A 26,847-nucleotide genomic window follows, 5' to 3' on the forward strand; every position below is an offset into this window, starting at 1 on the left:
GGAAAGCAATATTGTCTGTGATTTACGGCGATGCCTGGCCGCTGGATTATCTATCACAGGCATACGCTACCAAAAGACGTCAGGAGATGTCAGGGTCGGTTCGATTAACGGTCGCGCCTGCGGGTTGATCTTGTTAGGCTCCTACGCTCATTGATTTTTTGAGCAGATCGGGCCGGTTGCGCCATGTTTCCAGAACAGTTGAATGTGCCGTTGGGCAAGTGGGTCAATCAGTTTGTTGATTGGCTGGTGATCAATTATGGCACGGCGTTTGAGGCCTTTGCTGACAGCTTGCTGACCGTTCTGGTCGCACTCGAGCAGGTCTTGCGTGGCGCGCCCTGGTGGGTGGTTTTGATCGCCATTGCCGCGATCACCTGGCATGCCAGCAAGAACTGGAAGCTGGTTGTCGGGCTTGTGGTGGCGATGTTTGCCATTGGCATGCTGGGCCTGTGGGACAAGGCAATGCAGACCTTGGCGCTGATGATTGTCGCGACATCGCTTTCGGTTTTGATCGGCATTCCGGTCGGGATTGCCATGGCGATGTCCAATCGCCTGCGGGCCGTCATGTTGCCGATCCTTGACACCATGCAGACCATGCCGAGTTTTGTCTATCTGATCCCGGCCCTGATGCTGTTTGGGCTGGGCAAGGTTCCCGCGATCCTCGCCACGGTGATTTATGCCGCCCCGCCCGTCATGCGTTTGACCGATCTTGGTATTCGCCTGGTTGATCAGGAAGTTCTTGAGGCATCCCGATCATTCGGGGCCAGTCGCAAGCAGATCCTGTTTGGGGTGCAGTTGCCGCTTGCGCTTCCCAACATCATGGCCGGGATCAATCAGACGACGATGATGTCGATTTCGATGGTGGTGATCGCGTCCATGATTGGCGCACGTGGGCTTGGCGAGCAGGTCCTGATGGGCATTCAACGTCTGGACGTTGGTGCGGGGATGGAAGCCGGTATTGCGATTGTCCTTCTGGCCGTGGTGTTTGATCGGATCGGTCAGGCCTATGGTAAGCGATCACAGCGCAACCCGAATGCGGAGGATGCGTGATGAGCTATATCGAAATCCGCAATATTTTCAAAATCTTCGGGCCTGATCCGAAATCGGCACTTGAACTGGCAAAGGCTGGTGCGGACAAGGATGAAATCCTTGCAAAAACCGGTCATACGGTTGGCCTGCATGATGTGTCGCTGTCCATTGAACAGGGTGAAACCTTTGTCGTCATGGGCCTGTCGGGGTCGGGGAAATCGACGCTGATACGTCACCTTAATCGCCTGATTGATCCGACGGCGGGCAGTATTTCCTTTGGCGGTGAGGATATCCTTGCCATGGATATCCCGGCACTCAATGCGTTTCGCCGAAAAAGGCTTGGCATGGTGTTTCAACGCTTTGGATTACTCCCCCATCGCAATGTGATGGATAACGTCGCCTATGGGCTGGAAATCCAGGGGACCGCGCGCAAGGACCGCGAAGCCGCAGCTTCGAAATGGATCGAGCGGGTCGGTCTGGCGGGGTATGAGACAAAATTCCCCGACCAGCTTTCGGGTGGCATGCAGCAGCGTGTCGGCCTTGCCCGCGCGCTTGCGACCGATCCGGAAGTTTTGCTGATGGATGAGGCGTTTTCAGCCCTTGATCCGCTGATCCGGTCTGACATGCAAGATGAGCTGATGAAGCTTCAGGCGGAGCTTCACAAAACCATCGTCTTTATCACCCATGACCTCGACGAGGCGCTTAAGATCGGGGATCGGATTGCGATCCTGAAGGATGGCAAGCTGGTGCAGGTCGGCCGGCCAGAGGAAATCGTGCTCAAGCCCGCCGATGACTATGTCCGGGCCTTCACCCGCGATGTGAACCGATCAAAGGTCTTGCGCGCCAAATCGATTATGGAGCCAACCACATCGAAAGCGAAGTCTTTAGACAACGTCAGCTTTACTGTTGACGCCGATGCCCGCCTCGAGGCGATTCTTCCCCACCTCATAACAACCTTTGATAGATCATATATAGCCGTAATCGACCGAAACGAATGTATAGTTGGGTATATTCATAGGACTCATATTTTACAAGCATTATCGAATTAATGGAGATCGCCAGCGCACAAGTCCTTGATGTTCCATGAAAACGTGTATAGCAAACATGGAATCGACTTTCACGATAATTGTCGGGGCAGCCAGATGTCGCAGAAATTGCGCACCACTTTGCATGTTTTCACAGAAGACGATCTGTTTGGGTATCTACCGACGACGGTAATGGGCGTTGAAGTGCAATTTCTAAAAACGGGAGCACCAATTCCCGCCGAAGTTGAAGTGCTGCTTGTCGATATAGATCTTAAAGATCCTGCATTGATCGATAAGGTTAGGGCATTCCGTAATATCGCGAAACCTGAGACGCAAATTTTCATCACTGTTTCAAAGGGCGACAGGCAACATCAGAGGCAAGCAAGCGCCCTGGGTGCGAGAAAGACGGTATTGAAACCGCTTAGTGAAATCGGCCTCGCGATCGTGATCGAAGAACTTCGCACGCCCCATCGCTTCGCAACGACAACAACAAAATCCATCATTGATGACTCCGCACGTGCAATGCGTGAAATTTTCGATCAAGCTGCTCAAAAAGAACCTATTGATACAGCTTTGATCGGAGAAACAGGACGTCAACTTGCTGAATCAGTCGCAGATCTTGGTGTTCTTGATTGGCTTGACACCGTTCGCATTTATCACAACTCGACATTCCAACATGTTCTGCTGGTGACCGGAATTGCCTGTGCATTTGCACAAGGCGTTGGTATGAACAGCCAGGATATCGCCAAACTGACGCAAGCAGGACTTTTGCATGACATTGGTAAAATATGGACCCCGCCAGCAATTCTGGACAAGTCAGGTAAACTAAGTCCGGAAGAATTCGCGATTGTTCAAAGACATCCCAAAGATGGCTATCAGCGCCTTGCCAGCCAAAAAGATTTTCACCCTGATATTCTTGACGCTGTGTTGCACCATCACGAATACCTTGATGGCAGTGGATACCCAGATGGATTACATGCACATGAGATCCGCGATTTAACCCGTATTCTCACCATCTGTGACATTGCCGGGGCCTTGTTAGAAAAGCGCCCCTATAAAAGTGCTTTCACCATTGAGGAAACGCTCGGGGTACTTTTTGACATGGCATCACAGGGTAAGGTTGAGCGTGCACTTGTCGTAGCACTGGCGAGGGTATTTGACTGCGCCATTACAGCAGCGAAGCGTCCGAGAAGCGATCTTTACGAGAGCAAACAGAACTAACATCTTCTCAATCGGAAGCGCTACCAAGTATGCTGCAGCGGCGGAAATAGCGTAGCTCGGGATGATTTGCATTGTCACCCGCATCCGGATGAATGATGCGATACATGCCGCTTTCGGCTGCACGGTTATGCTCGGTCGCAATCACCAGCCACAGAAACCCGTTTTCATCGGCTCGCGCCCGATCGATTGGCGATGGCAGCGCCTTGCCATTGGGGTGAGAATGAAAACATCCCACAACCCGCTCGCCCTTTTGGCGCGCGTTGCGATGGCAATCAATCAGGGTTTGCGGATCAATCTCGAAAGAGACAAGCGGGTCGTCGGCGATGTTTTTGGCAAAGACCACGCGTTCGATGCGGTTGGGGCTATTGATCGACGCGATCAGAAGCCCGCAGGCTTCGTGGGGCCATTGCAGTGCGCAGAAGTCGCGGATTTCTTCATGCAAGACGTTGGCGAGCGCGATGTGGGTTTCGTCTTCCACCTCTGCTGGTCTTTTGCCTGTCATGCCCTGCCCGCCCCCATCACCGCAACCAATACTGTCTAATGAGATTACTGCGCATTCTGATCAAGGATGATGCGGCCAAGCACCTTTTTCTCGCTCAGCGAGACGATCACAAGCCGCGCGCCTTCGCCGTGGCGGCCTTCGATATGAAGGGTGGCCTGCGTGCCATCGATGGAATAGCCGACAAGGCGCTCATCGTCACCCAAGTCGATGGTGATATCACCGAATACGCCGAGGTCTGCTTGCGGAGGAGCACTATTGGTTCCGGCAGCCGGAACGGATGGCGTTGCGGTTGGTTCGCTTGTTTCGGTGACGGTATCCAGGTTGTTCTTATCCAGTGACAGGCCATAGACAACAAGTCCGATGCCCACCACGATCAGAATGCCCATGAACGCAACCAAAGCCTTAACGATACGCATCGTATTTCCAACTGACAAAGCTTGATGAAACCTGCATGCTCGCCAAAAGCGCGATCATACCAACCCTTATTCAAGGCCATAGCGACAAGCAGGCTTAATTGCAAGACAACAAACACCCAGCCATGTCGCAATTCGTTGCAATCGCCGGATAAAGCGCTACAAGCTGCCAGCATAGGCGCATGACCGCCCACCATGATCAAAACAGCCCGATAGCAAGCGATGTCTGAAAACCTGACCTATACAGCGACCGACGAGGATGAAGGTGCGCGCCTTGACAAGGTGCTGGCAACCGCATGGCCCGATCAGTCGCGCTCACGCATCAAGGCCCTGATCGAGGAGGGTCAGCTTCGCGTGAATGGCACACCGGCGACCAAGATGTCTGCCAAGGTCAGGACAGGTGATGTGTTTGATCTGATCGTGCCCGAACCGGAAATGGCCGAACCGGTGCCCGAGGACATCAAGCTTGATGTGCTTTTTGAGGATGACGACCTTCTGGTGATCAACAAGCCGGCGGGCATGGTGGTCCATCCTGCGGCAGGCAATGAAAGCGGGACGCTTGTAAACGCACTTCTGGCCCATTGTGGCGATAGCCTGTCGGGGATTGGCGGAGTCAAGCGCCCGGGGATCGTTCACCGCCTGGACAAGGATACCAGCGGGGCCATGGTGGTGGCCAAGAACGATACCGCCCATCGCGCCCTTTCAAATTTGTTTGCCGAGGACAAGGACAATATCGATCGCGCCTACCTTGCGGTTGCATGGGGCGTACCCAAGCCGCTGACTGGCGATATCGAGGGAAATATCGGCCGCAGTCCCCGCAACCGCAAGAAGATGACCGTGGTCAAAAATGGGGGGAAATACGCCCTCACCCATTACAAAACCCTACAATTCCGTAACGACTCGTTGGCGTCGCTTGTTGAGTGCCGTCTTGCAACCGGACGTACGCATCAAATCCGTGTTCATATGAACCATATTGGACATTCACTTGTATGTGATCCTGTTTACGGTCGAAATAGAACTGTTCTAAAGTTCAACCTAGAGGCGCAGCAAATTCTGAACGCATTCAACAAACAGGCGCTACATGCCAGAACTCTTGGGTTTCTGCACCCTCGCACAGGGGCCTATATATCGACCGAAGCCCCCATCCCGGACGACCTTTTGGCGCTTATGGATGCCCTAAAACTATCCCTTTGAATAGCATATACTAACCTTAATGCCTAAATTTCCATTGACGGTATATAATACTCCCGTATACCATTTTAGAAAGTGCAAGGGGATAACAGCACTTTTTGAAAGCAATACGGGAGGCTTTGATGAAAGCAGGAAACGCTCTTCCAACTATCTCTCAAGATGGTCTGACGATATACTTACAGCGTATACGCCGCTACCCGATGCTTACCCCGGAACAGGAAACCACCTATGCCTGCAACTTCCGGGACAAGGATTGTGATAAATCCGCCGAAAAACTGATTACCAGCCACTTGCGCCTGGTCGCCAAGATCGCGATGAGCTACCGCGGTTATGGCCTGCCAATCAATGAACTCATTTCCGAAGGCAATGTCGGCCTGCTCCAGTCGGTCAAACGGTTTGACCCGGACAAGGGCTTCCGCCTTGCAACCTATGCCATGTGGTGGATCCGTGCCGCCATCCAGGAATACATCCTGCACTCCTGGTCGCTTGTGAAAATGGGCACCACAGCCGCTCAAAAGAAGCTGTTCTTTAACCTGCGCAAACTCAAAAGCCAGATGCAGGCAATTGACGAAGGCGATCTTCAGCCTGAACAGGTTGAGCTGATCGCGACCAAGCTGAATGTGTCAGAAGACGACGTTGTCATGATGAACCGCCGTCTGGCCGGACCGGACCACTCGCTTAATGCGCCGGTACGCATTGAAGGCGATGGCGAATGGGTCGACTGGATCGAAAGCGATGATGACGATCAAGAAACCTTGTACGGCAAGCGCGAGGAATTCCTGCAACGCATGAGCATGCTCAAAAGTGCGATGTCGCACCTTAATGATCGCGAACGCGACATCCTGACCCAGCGCCGCCTGCTGGAAAGTCCGGTAACGCTTGAAAACCTTAGCGTCGCGTATGGCATCTCGCGGGAGCGTATCCGTCAGATCGAAGTACGTGCCTTGGAAAAGGTTCGCAAATCAATCCATACGGACCTGCCCCACTAACACCACCGAATACCCCATCTTTATTCCCCTCTGGAAACTACTTGCGGCGGACACTTGTCCGCCGCTTTCTTTTGGAGTTCGAATCAAAGGTGTGAAAGTGCCCGGATCAGTTGCCGGAGCGATCCACTTCCTTGATCAGGCTATCGCCCCAAGTCTTGATCAGCCCGCGCTGTTTTTTGCGCAATTCACTGACCCGACGCTGGGCCGAAAGGTTTAGGACATTGGCAACAATCGGCGGCATGGCAAGATACAATAACCAGCCAAGCCCCGCGGCGCCATACATGATCGACAATGCCAATGGCTGAAACACGGCCTGGGTCGCACCGTTGACGGTTTGTGCCGGTTGCACCCAGACTTCAAGGATATAGGGCGCAACGCCTGAGAAGTTCAGACCAAACACGCAACGCGCCATGGTCCGCCCTGGGCTGCGATCAAAGATAAAGGCCACAAGTGACGGCAACAAGCCGACCGTCAGCGTGATGAAAGTTGGCAATGCGACCATGAACAGCAACACCGCCGATGCAACAACCGACAGGCCGGAAAATGCACTGCGCCCGCCCTTCCCCTTGGCGCCTGAACGTTTACCCTTTGCCATGTCGCCCCCTTAAAAGATATGCATCAAGAACAGTGCGGAAACGGTCAGCAACGCAATCATGGTTGATGCGAAGGCTGCGGCCTGCTGCCCGACTTTTTCGGCCAGTTCCATCCGGGCCGGGCCCGAGGATTCCAGATCGAACACTTCGCTTTCCGCCTCGGAATATTCCGCGACAGCTTCGACGAATTCGGACTGATCCTTGCGGCGTTCCTGCTCGTCATTGATCAGGTTATAAAGCTCGACCAGATTGCCGCGCTTGGCAAGTTTGGGAATTTCGGTTTCCACACGTTCGCGACGGGCCTTGCTGTGAAACACCTTGATCGCCGGTTCCATCAAACGCGCCACCCAGTGTGACAGATTCTGCAAGTTATCCGGGCCATGGCGCCATTGCACGATCGCCAGCATGCTGATGATTGCGCGGCTGTATTCCACCTCGTCAGACGGGTTTTGCATCGCCATCAACTGCCCTTCGACGTCGTCTTCCAGACGGGTGGCGATGAAGGCCGCGATATGACGGTCCACCGGCCAGCTGTCTTCGGATGCGGTCTCGGCGGCTTTTTCAATTGCCGGCAACAGATCGGCGATGTCCACGACGAATTCTTCTTCGACCAGTGGGCTAAGGCAGTGCTGATTGCGCACGGTCGCATAAAGGCACCGCTCATAACCATAGCCAGCACTTTGCTGTTGAATGTAGTAGCGCAGGTTTTTGTAGAGCTGCTGCTGCTTCTGGATTTCCGGGCTGTAACCTTCCTGGCGGCCAAACCAGAAAGACGGGATATCGCGGACAATGACATCGGCAAAACGCTGCGGGCCCCGGCCATGCTGCACATCATAGGACAGCATGAAGCCAAGCCCGTCCACCATGGCCGAGAACCCCTTAAACCTGACAGGGCCAGACGGATCGAGAATCAGGATCGAGCGCGCCACGAGCACATCTTCGGCTGATCGTTTATCGGTTCCGGCCCATTGCAACTGTCGCATGGCATCAGACAGCGCCTTGGCACGGTCATTGTCCCCCAAGCCGCGCCGCAGCCAGATTTCGACCGTACTGTCGCGCAACGGTCCAAGAGCGGTTCCCCAATTTTTGGCAATGCCCTGTGCCAGTGCACGACAGGTATAGTAATCCCGCCCGGCAAGGTTCTGTGAGCGGGCCGCACGTTTTTCCGTATTCGCCTGAACCGGCCTGGTTCTGCGCCCGTCAAGCCAGGCATTGAGTTCGGAAAAGCCCCAGCGTTCTTCAGGATCATCACATAACAGACCACGCACCGGCTCGATCAGAACGAGCGGCAGCTTTTCCTGCGAGGCAATTGCCTGAAACGATCCCTTTTCCAGTTTGACCTCTATGATTTCCTGATCATTGAGCTTCTTGAGCGGCTGACGGCCAATTCCGAGTTCTGCCAGGGTCATGCCAAGGGCATAAAAATCATCGGCCAGACTGCCCGATCCGCGACCGGCAGGTTCGGCACTCATCCGGGCTGTGGTTTCATACACACTCGGCTGATCATAGCCGGGCGGCCCACTGGAACAGTCACCAAGCACGACCTTTTCGCGCATGGAATCGCCGAAAAACAGGTTATCTGCACGAACATTGCGGTGTGCGAGGCCTTTTTCACCAAAGGCCTGCATGACATTCATCAACGGCTCGACAACGACCGTTCCAATGTCGTGCTCATCAATGGCGAGTTTCTTGTTTTCCCGGGCAACGACTTTGCCGCCAGCGGGCTTTTCATAGAACAGCACCATCGTCTTGCGCCCAAAAGGCGGCCAATAGGCGGTTTCGTAGTCAATCAGGTCGATTTGACCGGCCATATGCATGCCGGTAAGAAACGTAAGATGGTCATGGCGGGTTGGTAAGACCGGTTCGGTCACCAGTGCAAAGGCGCTGCCCTCGTCCCGGCGCAAGTTATCTGCGGAAAAGGCCTTGCAATGGCCCATGTCGAATTCGGGCATCCGAAGATCGAGAAAGACGCGGAAATTACCGATCTCGACACTTTTGCCACCGGCAGTAACCGCGACATCATCACCATCAGGATTTTCTTCTGGCTCTTCAGGCGCAGGTGCGCCGCCGCCCGGTGCATCAATCACCGGCTCTGTCGCAGCACCGTTCGAAACGTCCTGTTCCTGATCTTCTGCTTGCTCTGCCATGATCCCGATATTCTTTTAAAGGTTATCATTCCCTGAGTGACGCGCGATCTCCTGATCGACAGTCCTCCTGACCTATCTACCAGAACGCTATCCTCAAAAGGTTGATAAAACGATACTGGTGATCCACCATGCGGGCAAGCTGTTATGCGGCAGGCTCATCATTAAGGGACAATCAAGCCCTTAAACCACAAACAAAAAAGCCACCAGCTTGATGCTGGTGGCTTTTAAAAATCAGGTATTTTTCAGCAATCAGGCGCTGAACGGATCATGCACCAAAATGGTGTCATCCCGTTCCGGGCTGGTTGACAGAAGCGCAACCGGTGCTTCGATCAGCTCTTCGACGCGGCGGACATATTTGATCGCTGCCGCCGGAAGATCGGCCCAGCTACGTGCACCCATGGTGGTTTCCGACCAGCCTTCGATGGTTTCATAAACTGGCTTGGCTTTGGCCTGCAGACGCTGGTTGGCCGGCAGATGGTCATAAATTTTGCCATCGATGTCATAGCCGGTGCAGATCTTGATCTCGTCAAAGCCATCAAGAACGTCAAGCTTAGTCAGGGCGATACCGGTGATGCCATTGACCTTGACCGACTGACGAACAAGGGCGGCGTCAAACCAACCACAACGGCGCTTACGACCGGTGACAACACCAAATTCGTGGCCACGCTCGCCAAGACGTTCACCGTCTGCGTCAAACAGTTCGGACGGGAACGGACCTTCGCCAACGCGGGTGGTGTAGGCTTTGGTAATCCCAAGAACATAACCAACACCAGACGGGCCCATGCCGGAACCGGCTGCTGCCTGACCTGAAACGGTGTTCGACGAGGTCACAAACGGATACGTGCCATGATCAACGTCAAGCATCGTGCCCTGCGCACCCTCAAACAGGATGCGCTTGCCAGCTTCCTTGAACTGGTTCAGCGACTTCCAGACCGTGTCAGAGAACGGCAGGATTTTCGGTGCGATTTCCTTGAGCTGCTCAAGCAGTTCAGCGCCATCAATTTCCGGCTGACCAAGACCACGCAGAAGCGCATTGTGATGCGTCAGCAGGTTTTCGATCTTTGCTTTGAGCAGATCAACATCCGCCAGATCACCGACACGGATCGCTCGGCGACCAGCACGGTCTTCATAGGCCGGGCCGATACCGCGACCGGTGGTCCCGATCTTGTTGTCACCCGATGCTGCGGCTTCGCGCGCACGATCAAGATTGCCATGCAGCGGCAGGATCAGGCAGGCATTTTCCGCCAGACGCAGGTTTTCCGGAGTGATATCAACGCCCTGCTCTTTCAGGCGGTCGATTTCAGCCAGAAGCGCCCACGGATCAACAACAACGCCGTTACCAATCACAGACAGCTTTTTCTCACGCACGATGCCTGATGGCAGCAAGCTGAGTTTATAAGTCGTCCCGTCGATCACCAGAGTATGACCGGCGTTATGACCACCCTGGAAACGCACAACAACGTCTGCCCGTTCGGACAGCCAGTCGACGATCTTGCCTTTACCTTCGTCCCCCCACTGGGAACCGATCACGGCAACATTGGTCATCGCAAAACTCCTTGCGCGATAAAAAGTTCGTTTGATTAGGCGTTCAGCGGCACAACCTGACCGCCAAGATAAATATGATTACAGCCCATGGCTTCTGCCTCAATGCGGGCAGCGGCTTCGGTCTTGGCCTCGGCTGCCCCTTCAAGGGCAGCAACCGTGTAATGGCCTTCTGAACGCAGCTTGCGTGCTTCACGCTGTGGCGTCCCAAGCGGCAGATAAACCCGATCAACCGGCGTCGCATCCGGAAGGCCGCGCAAAATACTGTCCATGTAAAGTGACATGCCCGTTGCCGCCTCACCCGACGCACCACCGGCGCGGTATCGGCCACCACGGCCAATTTCGCCGCGCACATTGCGGGCAAACAGCGTGAAGCTGACACCTGTCTGATAGCGGAAACCAGCCATCTCAACCGGGTCAATCGTCAGGGCCGCATCAAGGCCAGATGCCAGAACCCGTTCCGCCACATCGATCAGGCGGTATAGTTCCTCAGATGCACCAAGCGGCAATTCAAGTTTTTTGAGTTTCGGCAATGCGGTTTCAGCCGACCCGGCAGCTTCAAGCAATGCCACCAAAACACCGGTAACCTTGCCCTCCGCAGCACGCAGCGCGGCGACGTCTCGGCGCTCAAGCGCCTCGGTCAACGCTTCGCGCTCATCGCTCGACACGCCAAAGGCATCAAACAGACGCACCGGCAAGGTCGGCAGGTTCAGGTCAACGGACACATCTTCCAGACCGATGCTGTCGAGCGCCTCGAGTGCGAGGAGAACAATTTCGGTATCGGCTGCGGCACTTGAAACACCGATCAGCTCCGCACCAACCTGCGCGAACTGGCGTTCCGGGCGCAGATGCGATCCCTTGATCCGCAAAACATCACCGGAATAGGAAAGACGCAGCGGACGCGGCGCATCTACCAGTCGGGTCGCAGCAATGCGGCCGACCTGCGGGGTCATGTCCGAACGCAGTCCCATCATGCGGCGCGATTCCGGATCCATCAGACGAAATGTCTGGGTCGCCAGTTCGGGGGCCGCACCTTCAAGCAGGCTTTCTTCGAATTCGACAAGCGGGGTTTTCACGCGGTCATAGCCCGCATGCGCCAGACTGGCCATCAGCTTTTCACGGATTTCAGCTTCCCGTGCAGCTGTTCCTGGCAGGACATCCTGCAGGCCGGCGGGCAAAAGAGCTTTCCTGGCGAGTTCAGTCATGTTGTGTGCTTTCCCGGACGAGGCGCGCAAATTCAAATTGATAATATCCCGAGCAACGCTCAGGGCTCACTATCCGGTAGCGGTTACTACCGCGTTGTGCCGGACAGGGCAACGGGGAAAACCCCTGTAACGCAAATAATACGTACGAATTATTTCCTAGCTGGCCTGAAATTCGGCCTTAACCACCGCGTAGGCCCAATCAAGCCAAGGCAGCAACGCCTTGATATCGTTGGGCTCAACCGTCGCCCCACCCCAAATACGCAGGCCAGCAGGCGCATCACGATATCCATTGATATCAAGTGCCACATTTTCCGCTTCAAGAAGCTGCGAAATCTTTTTGGGCAATGCAGCCTGCTGATCAGCTGACAAACCAAGCGCCCAGGGATCGACGATCTTGATACACATCGAGGTATTCGACGCCGTTGTCGGGTCCTCGGCAAGGTCCGCCGCCCAGTCACTGGTCGCAAGCCACGCATCAAGATGTGCCCGGCTTGCGCGCGTGCGCTTCAAAAGGCCTTCAAGCCCGCCGATTTCTTCGGCCCATTTCAGGGTATCAATCGCATCCTCGACGACCAGCATCGACGGGGTATTGATGGTTTCCCCACGGAAAATACCATCAATCAGTTTGCCGCCCTTGGTCATGCGGAAGATTTTTGGCAACGGCCAGGACGGCGTATAATTTTCAAGGCGTTCAACGGCACGTGGGCTCAGGATAATGACACCGTGTCCACCCTCGCCGCCCAGAACTTTCTGCCAGCTATAGGTCACCACATCGAGCTTGTCCCACGGCAGTTCCATGGCAAAGATCGCCGAGGTTGCATCACAGATGGTCAAGCCTTTGCGGTCATCTGCGATCCAGTCGCCATTGGGCACACGCACACCTGCCGTCGTGCCGTTCCAAGTGAAGACAACATCACGGTCGAAATCAACCGCGTTCAGATCCGGCAATTTGCCATAGTCACCCTCAAGGGTGCGCACATCATCAAGTTTGAGCTGCTTGATCACGTCAGCAACCCAGGTCGATCCGAAGCTTTCCCAGGCCAGCATATCAACGCCACGCGCGCCCAGCATCGACCAGAGCGCCATTTCCACCGCACCGGTATCAGATGCCGGCACGACACCCAGAAGATAATCATCGGGCAGGTTCAAAATGGCGCGCGAACGGTCAATCACCTCTTCAAGGCGCTGCTTGCCCAGTTTTGATCGGTGAGAGCGGCCAAGGACCTCCACATGCAATGCATCAGCAGACCAACCCGGGCGTTTCTTACACGGGCCCGACGAAAAATTCGGGCTGGTTGGACGCGTTGTCGGCTTTGCAATTGCGGCAGTCTGGGCCATTTGTAAGTTCCTGAGAAAGAAGGATAACCGCTTTGGGTTACGTCAGATCAATCGAGGGGCCTGATCCTATTGCCCCGAAGGCAAAAGTCAAACGCCTTCCACACAGACATGACAGCCATTTTTGCATGGCTGAAACGGAACGCGGGAAACAGGCGTTGGCTCGGTTTTATCGATCTTAGAACGGGATATCGTAATACCACGGCGCAAACAGGCTGAACGCGATCCAAAGAACAATAATCAGCGGCGTCCCGGCCTTCAGGAAGTCGACAAACCGGTAATGCCCCGGCCCCATGACTAGAAGGTTGGTCTGATAGCCAACAGGCGATGCAAACGAACAATTCGCTGCCATCACAACGGCAATGGCAAACACATGCGGCGGCACGCCAAGCTGTTGCGCCATGCCAATCCCGATCGGGGTGAACAAAACCGCGCACGCATTGTTCGACAGAACGTTCGTAAAGCCCGCCACAATCAGGAAGAACAACGACAGGATAACCGGCGCTGGTGCGCCGCGGGTCGCCGCCAACAACTGATCGGCCACGAATTCGGCGCCGCCTGTCAATTGCAACGCATTGCCCAGCGCAAGGGCGGCGGCAACCAGCAGCACGATCTTGCGATCAATGGCACGCGATGCCTGTCGCAAATTAAGCGCGCCTGATGCGATCATCAGTCCAGCACCGATAAAGCTTGAAACCATGATCGGCACAATACCGGTCGCGGCCAATGCAATCACACCAAGGAAGATCGCAGCAGCACGTCGGGCATGAAACGGGCGCGGCAAGGTGCGCGTCGACCATTCCAACAACACGACATCACGAATGGTGCGCAGCGCTTCGACGTCTTCTGACCGGCCCTGCACCAAAAGAACATCACCCGCCTCAAGCCGGATTTCGGTCATTTGGGTACGGATCATGCGTGAGCGACGCTGAATGCCCAGCACCAGACACTTGTACTGATAGCGGAAACCGATCTGCTCCAGATTAAAGCCAATCAGACGCGAGCCCGGCGGCAACATCACCTCGGCGAGAAGCTGTGTCGATTTTTGCGGTGCCTCGTCGCCATCCGCAGCAACAGCAACCGCATCGGAATGAAGCAGACCGGGGTCTTTTTGCAGGGCCTCGGTCAGGGCCTTGCGCGTGGCAGCAACGACCAGAACATCACCAGCCTGAATTTCCATATCATCTTCGAATGGCGGCAATTCAGCATGTTCGCGCCGGACAATCATTTGAATGGTGATATTGGGCAAGTTCTTGAAGAACCCGGCAACCGGCTTGGTGCCAATCATGTTGGCGGACGGGCCGACCGTGATCTGGGCGATGAACTGTTTGCCGCTGCTATCGGGATTGGCAAGCTTGCTGCGCATCGATGCCAGGGCGGGTAGCAGACGCGGCGCAATCAACAGTACATAGACAAAACCGACAAGTGCCAACACGCTGCCAATGGTCGTAAATTCAAAGAACTCAAGCCCCGGCATCCCCAATTCGATCAGCGAACTGGACACCAGAAGGTTGGTCGAAGACCCGATCAGCGTCGTCATACCCCCAAGGATCGCGGCATAAGAAAGCGGGATCATCAAGGCTGATGGCGAACGTTCGATACGCTCGGCAAGTGCCTGAATAATCGGAATAAAGATAACAACGACCGGTGTGTTGTTCAGGAAGGCCGACATGACCATCACAACAAACAGGCCAATGAAAATCGCGACCGAGGCATTCTTGCCGCCATGCTCGGTAATCAGTCCGGCGATGTAACTGACACCACCTGTCAGAACCATCCCCTGCCCGACAACAAGCAACGAAAGCACCGTCAGCAAGGCCGGGTTGGCAAAGCCCGACATGATGGTTGCTGGTCCCAACAGATTGTCACCATCGCCATCCAGCAGCGGGAAAAATTCAAAGAAAAGCAGAAGGGTTGCGATCAGCGCCATGCTGGTCAGTTCGAGCGAGATACGCTCCAACCCATACAGAACAAGCGATCCGGCAACGAGTGCAAGGACCACCCACATCTGCATCGGCGTTGCAGAACTGGCAACAACACTTTCGAGCACGATAAACTTTCCCCTGTAAAGCGAGCTTTCTTGTGGTTATCGCGCGCCGTTACGGTTGCGCGGTCTGTCCACAGGTCTCCTATTTTGCCTTTTACTTAGACGAAAGCCCCATGGCACGGTCAATAAAAAAACAAAGCCATCCGGCCTCAATGCGGATTATTGGGTAGAAATATTTCCTTACGGATGCCGGGCAATTTGCACAAAAAATGGCGGGCTTTCGCGTTATTGCCCGCCATTTTTCAGATGATTCTTCTCGTGATCGAACGCGTTATGCCGGGAGTATGATTTCACCCTTGAGGTAAAGCACCGCCTCCCCCTTCAGATGAACACGATCACCGTCGATTTTGCAGGCAACAACGCCGCCACGTGCTGATGCCTGATAGCCGACAACATCAGCCTGACCGAGTTTTTCGGACCAATAAGACGCAACCACGCAATGCATGTAACCCGTCACCGGGTCCTCATCAATGCCAAAGGCCGGCAGGAAATAACGCGACACCATATCAAGCCCGGTTTTATCGCCCGGTGCGGTTACGATCACACCGCGATCTGCCAGCTTGCTCAGCGCCGACATGTCCGGGCGCATGTTGCGAACAATCGATGCATCGTCAAAGACCGCGACGATATCCGTGTCGCGGCTGACCACGCCAAATGTCTCAATCGGTGTCGCCCCGCCCAGCGCATTGATCACCTCGCTTGCGACCGTATCGACCTTGATTGGCTGCTTGGGGAAATTCAGAGCAATCGCATCCCCTTCGCGGCGCGCGGTCAAAACCCCGCTTGCCTTTGTAGTTTAATCAGGTCACCGTCAAAACCAAGCTGATTGAAAATCACAAACGCACTGGCAAGGGTCGCGTGACCGCAAAGCGGCACCTCAACGGTTGGTGTAAACCAGCGAATATGAAAATCGGCCTCATCCCCGTCACACTTTACGAAAAAAGCCGTTTCCGACAGATTGTTTTCCATTGCGATCTTTTGCATCACATCATCAGACAACCAGTCTGAAAGCGGTACAACTGCGGCCGGGTTGCCCGCAAACGCAACGTCGGTAAAAGCATCAATCTGATAGATCGGCAGGGTTTTGGGCGTCATCGTATTATCCTGAATTCGGCACATGCTTGATGTGCAAGACTTTAAATATGCTCGCTTATCGGTGATTTCCTTAAACGATTACAAGACCGTTTCAATCGCCCGTTTGATGATCGCAAGGTCATCGTCGCGCGTGCGCCAATTACTGAATGCAGCACGGAAACCGAACCGTCCGCCATACACGGTCGGCGTCAGGAACAGTTTCCCGGTCGCATTGATCCGTTCAAGCAAAGCCCGATTGTCATCATCGCTGCCGCGTGATGCAAACATTGTCACATTGAGTTTCGGCTCGCTCAAAAGTTCGAGCTTCTCGTGCGTTCGTACCCACGCGGCAAGGTTCGCGGCCTGATCACAATTGACACGAATGATCGATGCAATCCCGTCACGGCCATAGGCCACCATCATCACCCAAAGCGGCAAGGCGCGGAAACGCCTGGAATTCTCCACCCCGCGATTGATGTAGCTATTGCCATCCGCCTTGGTATCAAGATACGGCGCAAAGGCCCGACAGCAGGTTTCCAGTACGGAAACATGCCGGGTCAGGAATATACCGCAATCATACGGGACATTGAGCCACTTGTGCCCGTCCGAGGTAATGGAATCCGCCCGCGCAATCCCCACGGTGTAATGCGCACGACGATCATCAAGGGCGGCAAAGAAACCAAATGCGGCATCGACATGCAGCCACGCCCCAAAGGCAGCACACAAGTCGGCAATCGCATCAAGACTATCGAAATCCGTCGCATTGACCGTCCCGGCCGAGGCAATCACGATCTTGGCGCGGGCTGAACTGGCGGAAAGTTTGGCCTTCAAATCGACGATATCAGTTTCTTCCGATCCCGGTTTTGTCGCCACCTTGGTAAAGCTGTTGCGCCCAACGCCGGTAATCGACAGATCCTTGACCATGCTTGCATGCGGGCTTGCGGCAAAAATTTCGAGATCAGGTAAAACACCGGCACCGTCGGCATCGACATTTACACCAACCTGCTCACCGCACCATTGGCGGGCTGTGACCAGCCCCAAAAGGTTTGATACCGTTGCACCGGTCGTCAGCACGCCATCAAACCGATCTGATGGCACACCGCCCAAGTCACACAGCCAGTTGATGACCTGTTCTTCGACGGCAGCATTGACCGATCCTTCCGGGCCGGTGGCGTTCTGATCAATCGCGCTGGCCAGCCAATCGCCAACCAGTGCGGCTGGCGTTGTACCGCCAGTGACAAACCCAAGATATCTCGGACCAATTGATGCGGCGAGCAGCGGCAGAATGTCTTCCTTCGCTGCCCGCAACGCATCAAGTGCACCGCGTCCCTGCCCCGGTATGGGGCGCGAGGGGTCAAAGGCAGAGAAATCGCGGCAGGTTACATCCATGTCATCCGCGCCCTGAATAAAGCTGTGCGCGATATCGCCTGTCTCGACAAGGATACGGCCAAGCTTTTCAAGGTCATCAAACATAAGATGACGTTCATCGACAGTGGGGCTGTCATCTGAACGGCTTGAAATGCGGTTCATTTGTTTTCTCCCGAGAGAATGCGGGCATAATCGGCGCGATCGATATTCGCCCCGGTCAAAACCAGTGCGACCTTCTTGCCAATGTTACTTTCACGCTGCGCAATGGCTGCGGCCAGTGGCACGGCACCCGCACCCTCGGCAATGGTGTGGCACGAACTGAAATAAAGGCGCATGGCATCGGCAATCTGTTCATCACTGACCGCCACGATATCCGCCGCACCGTTTTTGATGATTTCAAACGCTGCCGGATCCGGGCTTCGGCATGCGACGCCATCGGCGAATGTATTGGCCGTCGGTGTCTGGATGATCTCGCCCGCAAGGAATGACTGACGAATGGCATCTGCACCCGTGGCGACCACTCCAATGATTTCGGTCTCAAGCCCCAGCGCATCACGCGCTGTGATCAACGAACAGATCCCAGATCCCATGCCGACCGGCACATAAACCCGATCCAGACCGGAAATCGCATCAAACAGCTCCAACCCATATGACGCGACACCACGCACAAGTTCCGGGTGGAACGGCGGAACCATGACAAGGTCTTCCTTGCTCGCGAGCGCCTTGGCGTATTCGGCTGCCTCCTGAAAATCATGACCATGTTCGATAACTTCAGCCCCCCACGCCCGCATGGCGGCATTCTTTTCAACCGAATTGCCATGGGGGACAATAATCGTCGCAGGCATGCCAAACCGGCTGGCAGCATGGGCAAGGCTTTGTCCATGATTGCCCCGCGTTGCCGAGATAATCCCGCGATTCACATCGACAGAGCTTCCGAGATAACGACAAAAGGTCAGGCCACCGCGGATCTTGAACGCCCCAAGTCGGGTATGGTTTTCATGTTTGACATACAGGGACAATCCGGTTGCGCGATCAAGCAACGGCCACTGAATTGTCGGGGTCGGGGCAACATATTGATGCACAAAATCCGCCGCCTCGCGCAATTCACTTGTATTGAACATGGTATTGTATCCCTGCTTAAGCAAAATCGTGACAATTTGAACGCATGACGGTTTCCCGCCGAACGGAGGCACAATGGGAGCAAAGTGCCTCCGTCATACGCGGCGGTGGCTAGCCGCGCCGGGGGAAGTCGGACAGGAACGGTTTCGCCAGTTCCTGTTCAATGTCTGCGCGTGTCACGCCAATGTCCTTAAGCATCTGATCATCAAGGCGTTGCATCGCACGACGATCACGTGATTGGGCCTGAAGGAGCGCAAGATATTCGACCATAGAGATCACCACACCAGTGACCGCTGCACGCCAGGTCGCCGGCTTGGTACCCGGTTTGCCATTGGTGTTTGCGCGATCATTGACATGAATGCCGGAAACCTGAATTGTATCATTACAATTTACCATTTCCATCTCCTTTCGGTGAATTGTCTCGATATTGTTTTGTCATTGACGTTGTGATTGTGTCAATTTAAACATTGTCACCATGACAATATGGTTCCCGAAACTTGATGAGGCTGGTGGTCCTGTTTATCGACAGATCGCGCAAGCCATCCGCACCGCAGTCGAAGACGGCTCTCTGAAACCCGGAGATCGGCTGCCCACCCATCGTGATCTCGCCTATCAACTTGGCGTCACGGTCGGGACAATCACCCGCTCCTACCGCGAGGCGGAGCGTCTTGGGCTTGTCGCGGGCGAAGTCGGCCGCGGAACCTATGTCCTTCATAATATTCAGTCGGAACTCGACATGGCGGCGACCGCCCCGATTCCGATGGCGTTTACCAACAATCTGAGCCAATTGGCGCAAAGTGCCGGTCCCGAAACGCCCGAGACACCGACAGCACGTGATAGCGAAGAAACCGGTCCGATCAATTTCAGAATGAATTGCCCGTTGCCGCCGCAGGAAGGCCGCATTCGCGAGAACCTGCTTGATGTCGCAACCACCATGACGACCGACGACATGGTGTCTTATAAGTCGGAATATGGTGTTGCCCATCAACGCGCGGCGCTGGCCTTTGCCGCCGGGCGGCTTGGTCTTGATGACAATCCGGATCGCGTATTACCCACGGCAGGTGTTCAGCACGGCATGACGGTTTCCTTGTTGGCGACCGTCCGCCCCGGCGACCTTGTTCTGTGCGAAGAACTCACCTACCCCAACCTGCGCAGTCTTGCCAATCTGCTGCAGTTCCGTCTGCGCGGTGTTGCAATGGATGACGAGGGCATTATGCCCGATGCGCTGGAAAACATGTGCCGCACCCAAAGCCCGCGCGCCATCTACCTTATGCCGACCCTGCACAACCCGCTGTGCAGCACCATGAGCCAACAGCGCCGGATCGAAATCGCCGAAATTCTCCGCAAATATGACCTGACCCTGATCGAAGATGGCATTTACCATTTCCTTGATCCCGATGCCCCACCGCCCCTGTCCTGCTTTGCGCCGGAGCGCAGCATCTATCTCGACGGTGTTTCCAAAAGCATCGGTGGCGGTTTGCGCGTTGGCTATATCCACGCGCCGGGTGAAATGATTGGCAAACTGGCCAGTGCGATCCGGTCAACCTGCTGGATGGTCTCGACCATCAATCTCGAACTTGTCACCCGCATGATCATGGATGGCAGCCTTGCACAGTTCGAAAGCTGGCATCGCGAAGCCGCAGCCCAGCGTCTGGCCATCATTCTTGGTACGCTTAAGGGCTATGACATCCGCTTTCATGCGACCAACTACCATATCTGGCTGGAACTGCCCGAACATATCGATACTGGTGAATTGGTCATGAATGCTGCCAATCACGGCGTCCTTCTGACAGCAGCCCAGCAATTCTCGGTCGGGCCAGTGCCACGCGGCCTCCGGCTGGCCTTTGGCGCGGAACGATCCCCCGAACGGTTGCGTCGCGGTGTTCAAACAGTTGACCGGTTGCTTCAAAGCAGTGATTTCGGCAACGCTGCCGTGATCTAATGCGCCCCTTCCTGCCATCCTGAGACCACTTGAAAATTCCGGCCAAGATACGGTTCTTGCAGGCATTTCAATTATTTCCGCACGCAACGCTTGACCCCGTGAATGGGTTGCTTCCAAGATATGCTGCAGGGGCACATTTCCCCGGCTTGATATCATATCTTGGGCAGCAGAAAGTCAGCAGATGCCAGTTTCCCGCCTTGACGCAGAAGATTGCGGTTTTCCGCATTTCCGTATTCGCAGCCCACACAAAGACCAACAGCCGAAAATTTTTGATTTTTCATCGCATTATCGCGCGGCAGAGGCTTTAAAATTCGGACTTTCGATGTCCGAACCCGGTTTCAACATCTTTGTTCTTGGTCTGGATCGTGCCGGTCGCATGACGGCAACGCTTGATTACCTCAACAAGGCCATGGAAGAACGCGAAGCCCCGGATGACTGGGTCTATCTGAACAATTTCTCGCGGACCAATCGCCCGCGCCCTTATGCCCTTCCTGCCGGTCAGGGACAAAAACTTCTGACCACCATGGAAACACTGATTTCGCACCTGCGTGAAGCTTTTTCCTCGGCCTTTAACGCACCGGCCCACCTGACCGAAACCCAGACACAAACCGAAGAAGCCCGTGCCCAGCTGCGCGAAAAGTTCGATGCATTGCGCGAATATGCGCGCGAACGCGGGCTTGATGTTCAGGAAAACGAAAAAGGCGTGATGATCGTCGCCCTGAACGAGGACGGCGAACCGGTCTCGCTTGATGAAATCCCCAAGGATCGCCGTCACGAAGCCGAAGACGCCTTTGAAGATGTCGCCGAGGAAGCTCGCAAGACGCTGCTGTCGACGCGCGATCTTGAAGAACAGATCGCGGATACCCTCGATAGTCTGCGGCGCGGGGCGGCCAAGGTTGTTTTGAAACCGCGCATCAAAAAGCTGCGTGACAAGTTCACAAGCCCCGGCCTCAAGGCCTGGTTTGAGGCACTTGAAAAGGACATTCTCGATAATATCGACGCGTTCGAGGAAGCCAGCGACCAACCCGCCATTGAAAGCGGCGATGGCAAGATCCCCGAAACCGTCGATGACCGCTATGCCGTCAATCTGCTGATTGACCATTCGCGCGATGATCATCCCGATGTCGTCCTTGAACCAAGCCCTAGCTACGACAACCTGTTTGGGCAAATTCAATACCGTCCGATTGGCGGCGGCATGCACCCGCATTTCAGCCTGATCAAACCGGGCGCGCTGCATCGTGCCAATGGCGGCGTTCTGGTATTGCGTGCAGAAAGCCTGCTGGAACACGAAGAATGCTGGGGCTTTTTGAAAGCTGCGCTGCGTGACCGCGAAATTCGCATCGAGGAAACCCACAAGGGCGGTGCGCCAACCGCAGGCGCCCCGGAACCACGCCCGATCCCACTGGACCTTAAGGTCGTGATCGTTGGCGCCCCGAAATTCTATTACACCTTCTTCTCGTTGGATGTGGATTTCCGCAACCACTTTCGGGTAAAGGCCGATATCGATGCCGATATGCCGGCCGCCGGGCGCAACATTTCGATCTATACCGGGCTTTTGCGTGCCTCCGCCCTGTCGCGTTCCGGTATCCCGGTCGACAATGGTGCAATCCGCCAGTTACTTGGTCAGGCAGCCCGTTGGGCTGGTGAACGTGACAAACTGACAGCCCAGATCGAACGGGTCGAAGATGTCGCGATTGAGGCCGGTGCCCTTAGCAAGGCCGAAGGCCGTGAAAACATCCGCGCCGCGGACGTCAGGCGCGCGATTGAAGAACGCCGTCACCGCAATTCACGCCTTGAAGACAAGTCGCATGAACGCGTCCAACGACGTGAAATCCTGATCGACAGCTTTGGCAGCATCGTTGGCCAGGTCAATGCGCTCACGGTTCTTGATTACGGCGACCATGCCTTTGGCCTTCCCGCCCGTGTATCAGCACGATCCTATGTCGGAAGTCTTGGGGTTCTGAATATCGAACGCATGGTCGATATGTCCGGCCCGCTACAGCAAAAATCGGTGATGATCATTGAAGGCTTCCTGAAGTCGCGCTTTGCGCAGGACTTCCCCCTCTCCTTTGCCTGTAACGTCACGTTCGAACAGAACTATGGCGGGATCGAAGGGGATTCGGCCTCTATGGCGGAACTTTGTGCCATCATTTCTGCGGTTTCAAACATCCCGATGCGCCAGAATGTGGGCGTGACAGGTTCCATGAACCAGTTCGGACAGGCTCAGCCGGTTGGCGGCATTTCGCACAAGATCGAAGGTTTTTATCGTATCTGTGCCGATCAGGGCTTTACTGGTGATCAGGGTGTGATCATCCCGTCAGCCAACGCGGAAAACGTCGTGCTTCGCGAAGAAGTTGTTCAGGCAATTCGTCAGGGCAAATTCAACATCTGGACCGTGGAACACATCAACGATGCGATTGAACTTCTGACCGGGATGGCGACTGGCGACAGATCAGATGGCCAATATGCGCCAGACACCGTCTTTGGCAAAGCAATGGAACGTCTGCGCAGCAACGATCAGATATTGCGCGAACGTCACGCCTATGGCCCGCGCACGGAGATGTAGGAATGCAAAAGCCACCCCACAAATGTCTGAAGGTTGTGACCCGCGCGTCACAGCAATTTGGCATTGATGAAACGTGGGGTGGTCTGCACCTTGTCATGGCGCTTGGCATGTCAGTATTGATCAGCAACGCCTTCGTGCCGTCTGCAATCGCGCAAACCACTACGCAAGAAGCCGGGAAAACAGGTATTGAAATGATACCGACGGATTTGCCAGCGCATGCGTCAAGCGTCCCGGAGGATAATGGACCTGTAAGCCTTCTTCCCGGAACAATCCCAGCCGAAGCGGTCATTGAACAAGATATCGAAATCCCGTCTTTGTCCGATCAGTATCAGCGGACAATCAATGGTCAGCCCCCGATCCGTCCGGTTCGAAAACAAGTAGTGCCACAAACGGCGGTTACACAGGATCCTGTGCCTGCTTCATCCTCAATAGCACCTCAACCTGTGGCAACGCCCAAGCGTCATGCAGTCTCGCAACCTGTCAGCTCGACACCGGTCGAAACTGCGGCACCAATCAGCAATGGCGGCCGCCACCTCATTCAGCTTGGGGCATTTCGCGACACGTTTACCGCGGAAACCTATTGGGCCGGCTTCAGCATTCGATATCCCGAATTGACCAAATCCCACGACAAACAGATCGTTCCCGCCGATCTTGGCAGTCAGGGGATATATCACCGGCTGCAACTGATCGGTTTTGCAGACACCGAGTCCGCACAAAAACAATGCCGCCAGCTCAAAGCTGACGGCACCGATTGTTTTGCCACGCATCGCTAGGTTGTTGATTATCCGCCAGGCGCCAGCAGGACGATCTTGTCAACGATCAGGGTCGTTGCCTCTGTGCAGGTTGTCATCAGGGCCAGATGCCCGGTAACGCGCACCTTGTCCCCCGGACGGAAACGGCTTGCCTTGTTGGCCAGCGCATAAAGCGTTCCGTCTTCGGCACGGAATGTCACGCATTCCTGCCCATGGTCAGTGATTTCGCCACCGACGGTAAAGTTTTCCTTTTGCAGGAACGAGCAACCTGCCAACGCCAGAGCTACGCCCGCAATTGCGATTTTCCGCGTTAATCCGGCCCCAAAAAGGTTTTTCATCCGTCGTGCTCCTTTGCGTGATCGACAGTACTTCGTCAAAAATACGCCTCATGCGCGTTAAGGTTCTTGTAACGCCATGAAAGATAGAATGGTTCCATCCCTTTTAAGGGGTTCGTTCTTCAATGTCATTGATAACAAGACAGCCAATGGAAAAGTCGCAAATCGATTTATTGATGGAACTTGCTGCTGATGTTGAGCATCAGACAGCAATCAATACACGTGCGACCGAAGAATCCGACGATAGCGAACAACGCAACGCGCTTTCGACCCTGGTTGATCTTGCCCGTGACATGCAAACCCGCCTTGATCAGCAACAAAACCGGATAAGGCAGCTTGAACTCATGGTCGAAACCGATGAGTTGACCGGGCTGTATAACCGGCGCGGCTTCATGCGCCGCATGCGCGAGGCAATCGCGCGCGCAGCCCGCACCTCCGAGACCGGTATTCTGGTGATTGCCGACCTTGATGGTTTCAAGGAAATCAATGACGTAAATGGCCATGCCGCCGGCGATGCCGTTCTGCGCCACTTTGGTCAGAACTTACGCACCCATACGCGTTCCGATGACTTTGTTGCCCGCTTTGGCGGTGACGAGTTTGCCATCCTGATGACTGGCAGCAATCCTGCGGCGGCAACAAAACGTATCGCACAACTTCAAAAAGCAACGGCCCGCTTCCCGTTGATCTGGCAAGGCAAGGCGCTTGCGATCAAGGCAAGCTTTGGTCACGCATCCTATGACGCCAAATGCGATATTGCCGATTTGATCCGCGCAGCTGATGAAGCAATGTACGACCAAAAGCACAGCCGCCGCGACGCGGGCGATCTAAAAAAAGCCGGTCATAACGCGGCCTGACCTTTCAGGCAGACCGCGGCACTCAGTTTCCTAACTTTCCTCATCGATAATATATTCGGCTGCACGTAATCCGGTCATGTACGCACCATGGGTCGTGCCTGCATAATCAAAGATGGTATGTTCACCGGCAAGGAACAGGCGGTCAGCAATCGGGTCACCGAGATCGTCAAAATCGGCTTTACGATTGCCAGGCTGCGGGAATGCATATGCGCCAAGCGTGAATGGATCGGTCGCCCAATGTGTTGCCAAAACCTCAACCGGCTCTGTGACATCGTCTTCCCAGACAGTCCGCAACACCTCAAGCGCGTCTTCGACCATTTCATCATCTGACATACGATCAGCTGTCAGGGCATAGTCCCCGACACTTAATCCCAGCAGAATATTTTCATCAGAAAACGTCCGATAACTCAGCCAGTAATTCCAGCGCCCCTTTGGCTCTGTTGTGATGCCAAAATACTGGGTTTCGGTATCCCAAAACGGCTCCTCAAACTTGAGGGCAAGTTTGGTAACACTACCGAAGCCAAGCTTGTCGATAGACTCTCGATAATCGTCGGGAAGCTCGGGCTTGAAGTTGATCTTGTTGGCCTTGAGCACACCAAGCGGAACTGTGCAGATACAATAATCAGCTTCGAACGTTCCTTGCTCCGAGGAAACAACGACCCCCTCATCAGCACTGTAGTCAATTGAAGTCACCACATGCGACAGCTTGATATCGAGGCCTTCTTTAAGGGGTTCGAGAATTGCATCATATCCGGATGTTACGACAACGTCAGCGCCATCGAATGCTTCATCCCAGTTAAACAAGGGGGCTGAGAGCTTTTCTATGGCGCCGCCTTTTGAGAACTCGGTAAACGCAGAAAACGCCCACATGATCCCCGGGTCTTCAACATAGGCCGGGCGATAGTCCTTGATTGCCTGCCACAAGCTTCGATGGTCGTTCACTTCATAAGTGCGGTCGATATGATCAAGCACACCTTCCCAAGCGTCGACGATCCGTTCGACTTCGTCCTCGTCATACTCGTAACCATCAGCATCAAAAAAGATGGCATTCTCATCGTCTGTCACGACGTACTGGGCGTCGACTGCATCGGCAAGCTGCTTGCTCGGGTTATCCGACGATGGCCCATGAATCCAGCCGGCACCCACTTCAAACGGTGCCCCCATCGACCAATCCGTCAAAAGACGCCCGCCTGCATGGTCCTTCGCCTCGAGCACGGTTACGCTTGCGCCGTTTTTACGCAGCATGCTTGCAGCACCAAGCCCCGCGATCCCGGCTCCGACGACAATCACAGACAGGTTTTCCAGTGCCCGCGCATTCTTGACACCAAACTTCGAAGCAAAGGCGACAGCGCCACTTGCCATCAATACGGATTTGATAAACCGGCGGCGATTGACGTTGCGACTTAACACATCGACCTCACATAGCTGTTGATACAGTTGTTCTGAACAGAAGATGGAAAGCGCAAGGAACCGCCCCCATTGAGAGTTGATAGAACAAACCCAAAAACATCAAGCACTAATGTCTTAGTCACCTAGCCAAGCGGGCTAGGAAGCCTCATACCAATGGCGAAACTTCGACTGCATGTTGCGCATCACTTTTC

General features: G+C 54.8%; 24 protein-coding genes. 9 read left to right on the plus strand and 15 right to left on the minus strand.

Going from position 1 to position 26,847, the window contains the following annotated elements:
* The first annotated feature begins 183 nt into the window (after positions 1-183).
* From ACXAIA_RS06835 to ACXAIA_RS06845, 3 genes are all read left to right on the plus strand, one after another.
* Positions 184-1,047, plus strand: coding sequence for an ABC transporter permease (locus tag ACXAIA_RS06835; protein WP_475348680.1), 864 nt, complete (start codon positions 184-186; stop codon positions 1,045-1,047).
* A complete protein-coding gene (locus ACXAIA_RS06840; protein WP_475348681.1) occupies positions 1,047-2,075 on the plus strand; it encodes a quaternary amine ABC transporter ATP-binding protein in 1,029 nt (342 codons plus the stop codon). Before ACXAIA_RS06835 ends, ACXAIA_RS06840 begins: the two co-directional genes overlap by 1 nt.
* Before the next feature lie 93 nt (positions 2,076-2,168).
* Entirely contained in the window at positions 2,169-3,272 is a 1,104-nt protein-coding gene (locus tag ACXAIA_RS06845; protein WP_475348682.1) for an HD-GYP domain-containing protein, read from the plus strand.
* A gap of 7 nt (positions 3,273-3,279) precedes the next feature.
* Here the strand turns inward: ACXAIA_RS06845 and ACXAIA_RS06850 are convergent, their stop codons facing one another.
* Positions 3,280-3,774 carry a M67 family metallopeptidase gene (locus tag ACXAIA_RS06850; RefSeq protein ID WP_475348683.1) on the minus strand — a complete coding sequence of 165 codons (495 nt, stop codon included), beginning with the start codon at positions 3,772-3,774 and terminating at the stop codon, positions 3,280-3,282.
* Between the two features lie 44 nt (positions 3,775-3,818).
* The gene (locus ACXAIA_RS06855) at positions 3,819-4,190 is read right to left on the minus strand and encodes a hypothetical protein (protein ID WP_475348684.1); all 372 of its coding nucleotides are present in this window, start codon (positions 4,188-4,190) and stop codon (positions 3,819-3,821) included.
* Between the two features lie 219 nt (positions 4,191-4,409).
* Between ACXAIA_RS06855 and ACXAIA_RS06860 the strand changes: the two genes are divergently transcribed.
* A complete protein-coding gene (locus ACXAIA_RS06860) occupies positions 4,410-5,381 on the plus strand; it encodes an RluA family pseudouridine synthase (protein WP_475348685.1) in 972 nt (323 codons plus the stop codon).
* Between the two features lie 119 nt (positions 5,382-5,500).
* The gene (gene rpoH / locus ACXAIA_RS06865) at positions 5,501-6,367 is read left to right on the plus strand and encodes an RNA polymerase sigma factor RpoH (RefSeq protein WP_475348686.1); all 867 of its coding nucleotides are present in this window, start codon (positions 5,501-5,503) and stop codon (positions 6,365-6,367) included.
* 106 nt (positions 6,368-6,473) lie between these two features.
* Here rpoH and ACXAIA_RS06870 read toward each other — a convergent pair whose 3' ends face one another.
* The 11 genes from ACXAIA_RS06870 to ACXAIA_RS06920 form a co-directional block, all read right to left on the minus strand.
* Positions 6,474-6,962 (minus strand): hypothetical protein, encoded by a 489-nt coding sequence (locus ACXAIA_RS06870; RefSeq protein ID WP_475346201.1) that lies wholly within the window; start codon positions 6,960-6,962, stop codon positions 6,474-6,476.
* A gap of 9 nt (positions 6,963-6,971) precedes the next feature.
* Positions 6,972-9,107 carry a protein kinase family protein gene (locus ACXAIA_RS06875; protein ID WP_475348687.1) on the minus strand — a complete coding sequence of 712 codons (2,136 nt, stop codon included), beginning with the start codon at positions 9,105-9,107 and terminating at the stop codon, positions 6,972-6,974.
* A gap of 249 nt (positions 9,108-9,356) precedes the next feature.
* Positions 9,357-10,652: an adenylosuccinate synthase gene (locus ACXAIA_RS06880; protein WP_475348688.1), complete on the minus strand. Its 1,296-nt coding sequence runs from the start codon at positions 10,650-10,652 to the stop codon at positions 9,357-9,359.
* A 35-nt stretch (positions 10,653-10,687) separates the two neighbouring features.
* Positions 10,688-11,854 (minus strand): ATP phosphoribosyltransferase regulatory subunit, encoded by a 1,167-nt coding sequence (locus ACXAIA_RS06885; RefSeq protein WP_475348689.1) that lies wholly within the window; start codon positions 11,852-11,854, stop codon positions 10,688-10,690.
* Positions 11,855-12,010: 156 nt separating this feature from the next.
* Positions 12,011-13,192 (minus strand): phosphoserine transaminase, encoded by a 1,182-nt coding sequence (locus ACXAIA_RS06890; RefSeq protein WP_475348690.1) that lies wholly within the window; start codon positions 13,190-13,192, stop codon positions 12,011-12,013.
* Positions 13,193-13,367: 175 nt separating this feature from the next.
* A complete protein-coding gene (locus ACXAIA_RS06895; RefSeq protein ID WP_475348691.1) occupies positions 13,368-15,239 on the minus strand; it encodes an SLC13 family permease in 1,872 nt (623 codons plus the stop codon).
* A gap of 268 nt (positions 15,240-15,507) precedes the next feature.
* Positions 15,508-16,011 (minus strand): PhzF family phenazine biosynthesis protein, encoded by a 504-nt coding sequence (locus ACXAIA_RS06900; protein ID WP_475348692.1) that lies wholly within the window; start codon positions 16,009-16,011, stop codon positions 15,508-15,510.
* Positions 16,008-16,331, minus strand: coding sequence for a PhzF family phenazine biosynthesis protein (locus ACXAIA_RS06905; RefSeq protein ID WP_475348693.1), 324 nt, complete (start codon positions 16,329-16,331; stop codon positions 16,008-16,010). The genes ACXAIA_RS06900 and ACXAIA_RS06905 overlap by 4 nt, the downstream gene beginning before the upstream one ends.
* 78 nt (positions 16,332-16,409) lie before the next feature.
* Positions 16,410-17,840, minus strand: a complete 1,431-nt coding sequence (locus ACXAIA_RS06910; protein ID WP_475348694.1) for a pyridoxal phosphate-dependent decarboxylase family protein — start codon at positions 17,838-17,840, stop codon at positions 16,410-16,412.
* On the minus strand, positions 17,837-18,799 hold the full coding sequence (locus ACXAIA_RS06915) for a threonine dehydratase (protein WP_475348695.1): 963 nt from the start codon (positions 18,797-18,799) through the stop codon (positions 17,837-17,839). Before ACXAIA_RS06915 ends, ACXAIA_RS06910 begins: the two co-directional genes overlap by 4 nt.
* A gap of 109 nt (positions 18,800-18,908) precedes the next feature.
* On the minus strand, positions 18,909-19,193 hold the full coding sequence (locus tag ACXAIA_RS06920) for a DUF1127 domain-containing protein (protein WP_475348696.1): 285 nt from the start codon (positions 19,191-19,193) through the stop codon (positions 18,909-18,911).
* A 79-nt stretch (positions 19,194-19,272) separates the two neighbouring features.
* Between ACXAIA_RS06920 and ACXAIA_RS06925 the strand changes: the two genes are divergently transcribed.
* From ACXAIA_RS06925 to ACXAIA_RS06935, 3 genes are all read left to right on the plus strand, one after another.
* Positions 19,273-20,739, plus strand: coding sequence for an aminotransferase-like domain-containing protein (locus tag ACXAIA_RS06925; RefSeq protein WP_475348697.1), 1,467 nt, complete (start codon positions 19,273-19,275; stop codon positions 20,737-20,739).
* 322 nt (positions 20,740-21,061) lie between these two features.
* A complete protein-coding gene (locus tag ACXAIA_RS06930) occupies positions 21,062-23,305 on the plus strand; it encodes an AAA family ATPase (RefSeq protein ID WP_475348698.1) in 2,244 nt (747 codons plus the stop codon).
* A 2-nt stretch (positions 23,306-23,307) separates the two neighbouring features.
* Positions 23,308-24,078: an SPOR domain-containing protein gene (locus ACXAIA_RS06935; protein WP_475348699.1), complete on the plus strand. Its 771-nt coding sequence runs from the start codon at positions 23,308-23,310 to the stop codon at positions 24,076-24,078.
* 8 nt (positions 24,079-24,086) lie between these two features.
* On the opposite strand, the gene ACXAIA_RS06940 is transcribed toward ACXAIA_RS06935, so the two are convergent.
* The gene (locus ACXAIA_RS06940) at positions 24,087-24,395 is read right to left on the minus strand and encodes a DUF5818 domain-containing protein (RefSeq protein ID WP_475348700.1); all 309 of its coding nucleotides are present in this window, start codon (positions 24,393-24,395) and stop codon (positions 24,087-24,089) included.
* A 146-nt stretch (positions 24,396-24,541) separates the two neighbouring features.
* Between ACXAIA_RS06940 and ACXAIA_RS06945 the strand changes: the two genes are divergently transcribed.
* Positions 24,542-25,246, plus strand: coding sequence for a GGDEF domain-containing protein (locus tag ACXAIA_RS06945; RefSeq protein ID WP_475348701.1), 705 nt, complete (start codon positions 24,542-24,544; stop codon positions 25,244-25,246).
* A 30-nt stretch (positions 25,247-25,276) separates the two neighbouring features.
* Here the strand turns inward: ACXAIA_RS06945 and ACXAIA_RS06950 are convergent, their stop codons facing one another.
* Positions 25,277-26,656, minus strand: coding sequence for a flavin monoamine oxidase family protein (locus tag ACXAIA_RS06950; protein ID WP_475348702.1), 1,380 nt, complete (start codon positions 26,654-26,656; stop codon positions 25,277-25,279).
* Between the last annotated feature and the right edge of the window lie 191 nt (positions 26,657-26,847).

This window comes from Thalassospira sp. ABL2_045, from assembly GCF_056161285.1.

What these genes read in the sequence shown, in the direction of transcription:
- ACXAIA_RS06835 (WP_475348680.1), top strand. Translation starts at nt 184, where the DNA reads ATGTTTCCAGAACAGTTGAATGTGCCGTTGGGCAAGTGGGTCAATCAG.
- ACXAIA_RS06840 (WP_475348681.1), top strand. Translation starts at nt 1,047, where the DNA reads ATGAGCTATATCGAAATCCGCAATATTTTCAAAATCTTCGGGCCTGAT.
- ACXAIA_RS06845 (WP_475348682.1), top strand. Translation starts at nt 2,169, where the DNA reads ATGTCGCAGAAATTGCGCACCACTTTGCATGTTTTCACAGAAGACGAT.
- ACXAIA_RS06850 (WP_475348683.1), bottom strand. Translation starts at nt 3,774, where the DNA reads ATGACAGGCAAAAGACCAGCAGAGGTGGAAGACGAAACCCACATCGCG.
- ACXAIA_RS06855 (WP_475348684.1), bottom strand. Translation starts at nt 4,190, where the DNA reads ATGCGTATCGTTAAGGCTTTGGTTGCGTTCATGGGCATTCTGATCGTG.
- ACXAIA_RS06860 (WP_475348685.1), top strand. Translation starts at nt 4,410, where the DNA reads ATGTCTGAAAACCTGACCTATACAGCGACCGACGAGGATGAAGGTGCG.
- rpoH (WP_475348686.1), top strand. Translation starts at nt 5,501, where the DNA reads ATGAAAGCAGGAAACGCTCTTCCAACTATCTCTCAAGATGGTCTGACG.
- ACXAIA_RS06870 (WP_475346201.1), bottom strand. Translation starts at nt 6,962, where the DNA reads ATGGCAAAGGGTAAACGTTCAGGCGCCAAGGGGAAGGGCGGGCGCAGT.
- ACXAIA_RS06875 (WP_475348687.1), bottom strand. Translation starts at nt 9,107, where the DNA reads ATGGCAGAGCAAGCAGAAGATCAGGAACAGGACGTTTCGAACGGTGCT.
- ACXAIA_RS06880 (WP_475348688.1), bottom strand. Translation starts at nt 10,652, where the DNA reads ATGACCAATGTTGCCGTGATCGGTTCCCAGTGGGGGGACGAAGGTAAA.
- ACXAIA_RS06885 (WP_475348689.1), bottom strand. Translation starts at nt 11,854, where the DNA reads ATGACTGAACTCGCCAGGAAAGCTCTTTTGCCCGCCGGCCTGCAGGAT.
- ACXAIA_RS06890 (WP_475348690.1), bottom strand. Translation starts at nt 13,192, where the DNA reads ATGGCCCAGACTGCCGCAATTGCAAAGCCGACAACGCGTCCAACCAGC.
- ACXAIA_RS06905 (WP_475348693.1), bottom strand. Translation starts at nt 16,331, where the DNA reads ATGACGCCCAAAACCCTGCCGATCTATCAGATTGATGCTTTTACCGAC.
- ACXAIA_RS06910 (WP_475348694.1), bottom strand. Translation starts at nt 17,840, where the DNA reads ATGAACCGCATTTCAAGCCGTTCAGATGACAGCCCCACTGTCGATGAA.
- ACXAIA_RS06915 (WP_475348695.1), bottom strand. Translation starts at nt 18,799, where the DNA reads ATGTTCAATACAAGTGAATTGCGCGAGGCGGCGGATTTTGTGCATCAA.
- ACXAIA_RS06920 (WP_475348696.1), bottom strand. Translation starts at nt 19,193, where the DNA reads ATGGTAAATTGTAATGATACAATTCAGGTTTCCGGCATTCATGTCAAT.
- ACXAIA_RS06925 (WP_475348697.1), top strand. Translation starts at nt 19,273, where the DNA reads ATGACAATATGGTTCCCGAAACTTGATGAGGCTGGTGGTCCTGTTTAT.
- ACXAIA_RS06930 (WP_475348698.1), top strand. Translation starts at nt 21,062, where the DNA reads ATGTCCGAACCCGGTTTCAACATCTTTGTTCTTGGTCTGGATCGTGCC.
- ACXAIA_RS06935 (WP_475348699.1), top strand. Translation starts at nt 23,308, where the DNA reads ATGCAAAAGCCACCCCACAAATGTCTGAAGGTTGTGACCCGCGCGTCA.
- ACXAIA_RS06940 (WP_475348700.1), bottom strand. Translation starts at nt 24,395, where the DNA reads ATGAAAAACCTTTTTGGGGCCGGATTAACGCGGAAAATCGCAATTGCG.
- ACXAIA_RS06945 (WP_475348701.1), top strand. Translation starts at nt 24,542, where the DNA reads ATGGAAAAGTCGCAAATCGATTTATTGATGGAACTTGCTGCTGATGTT.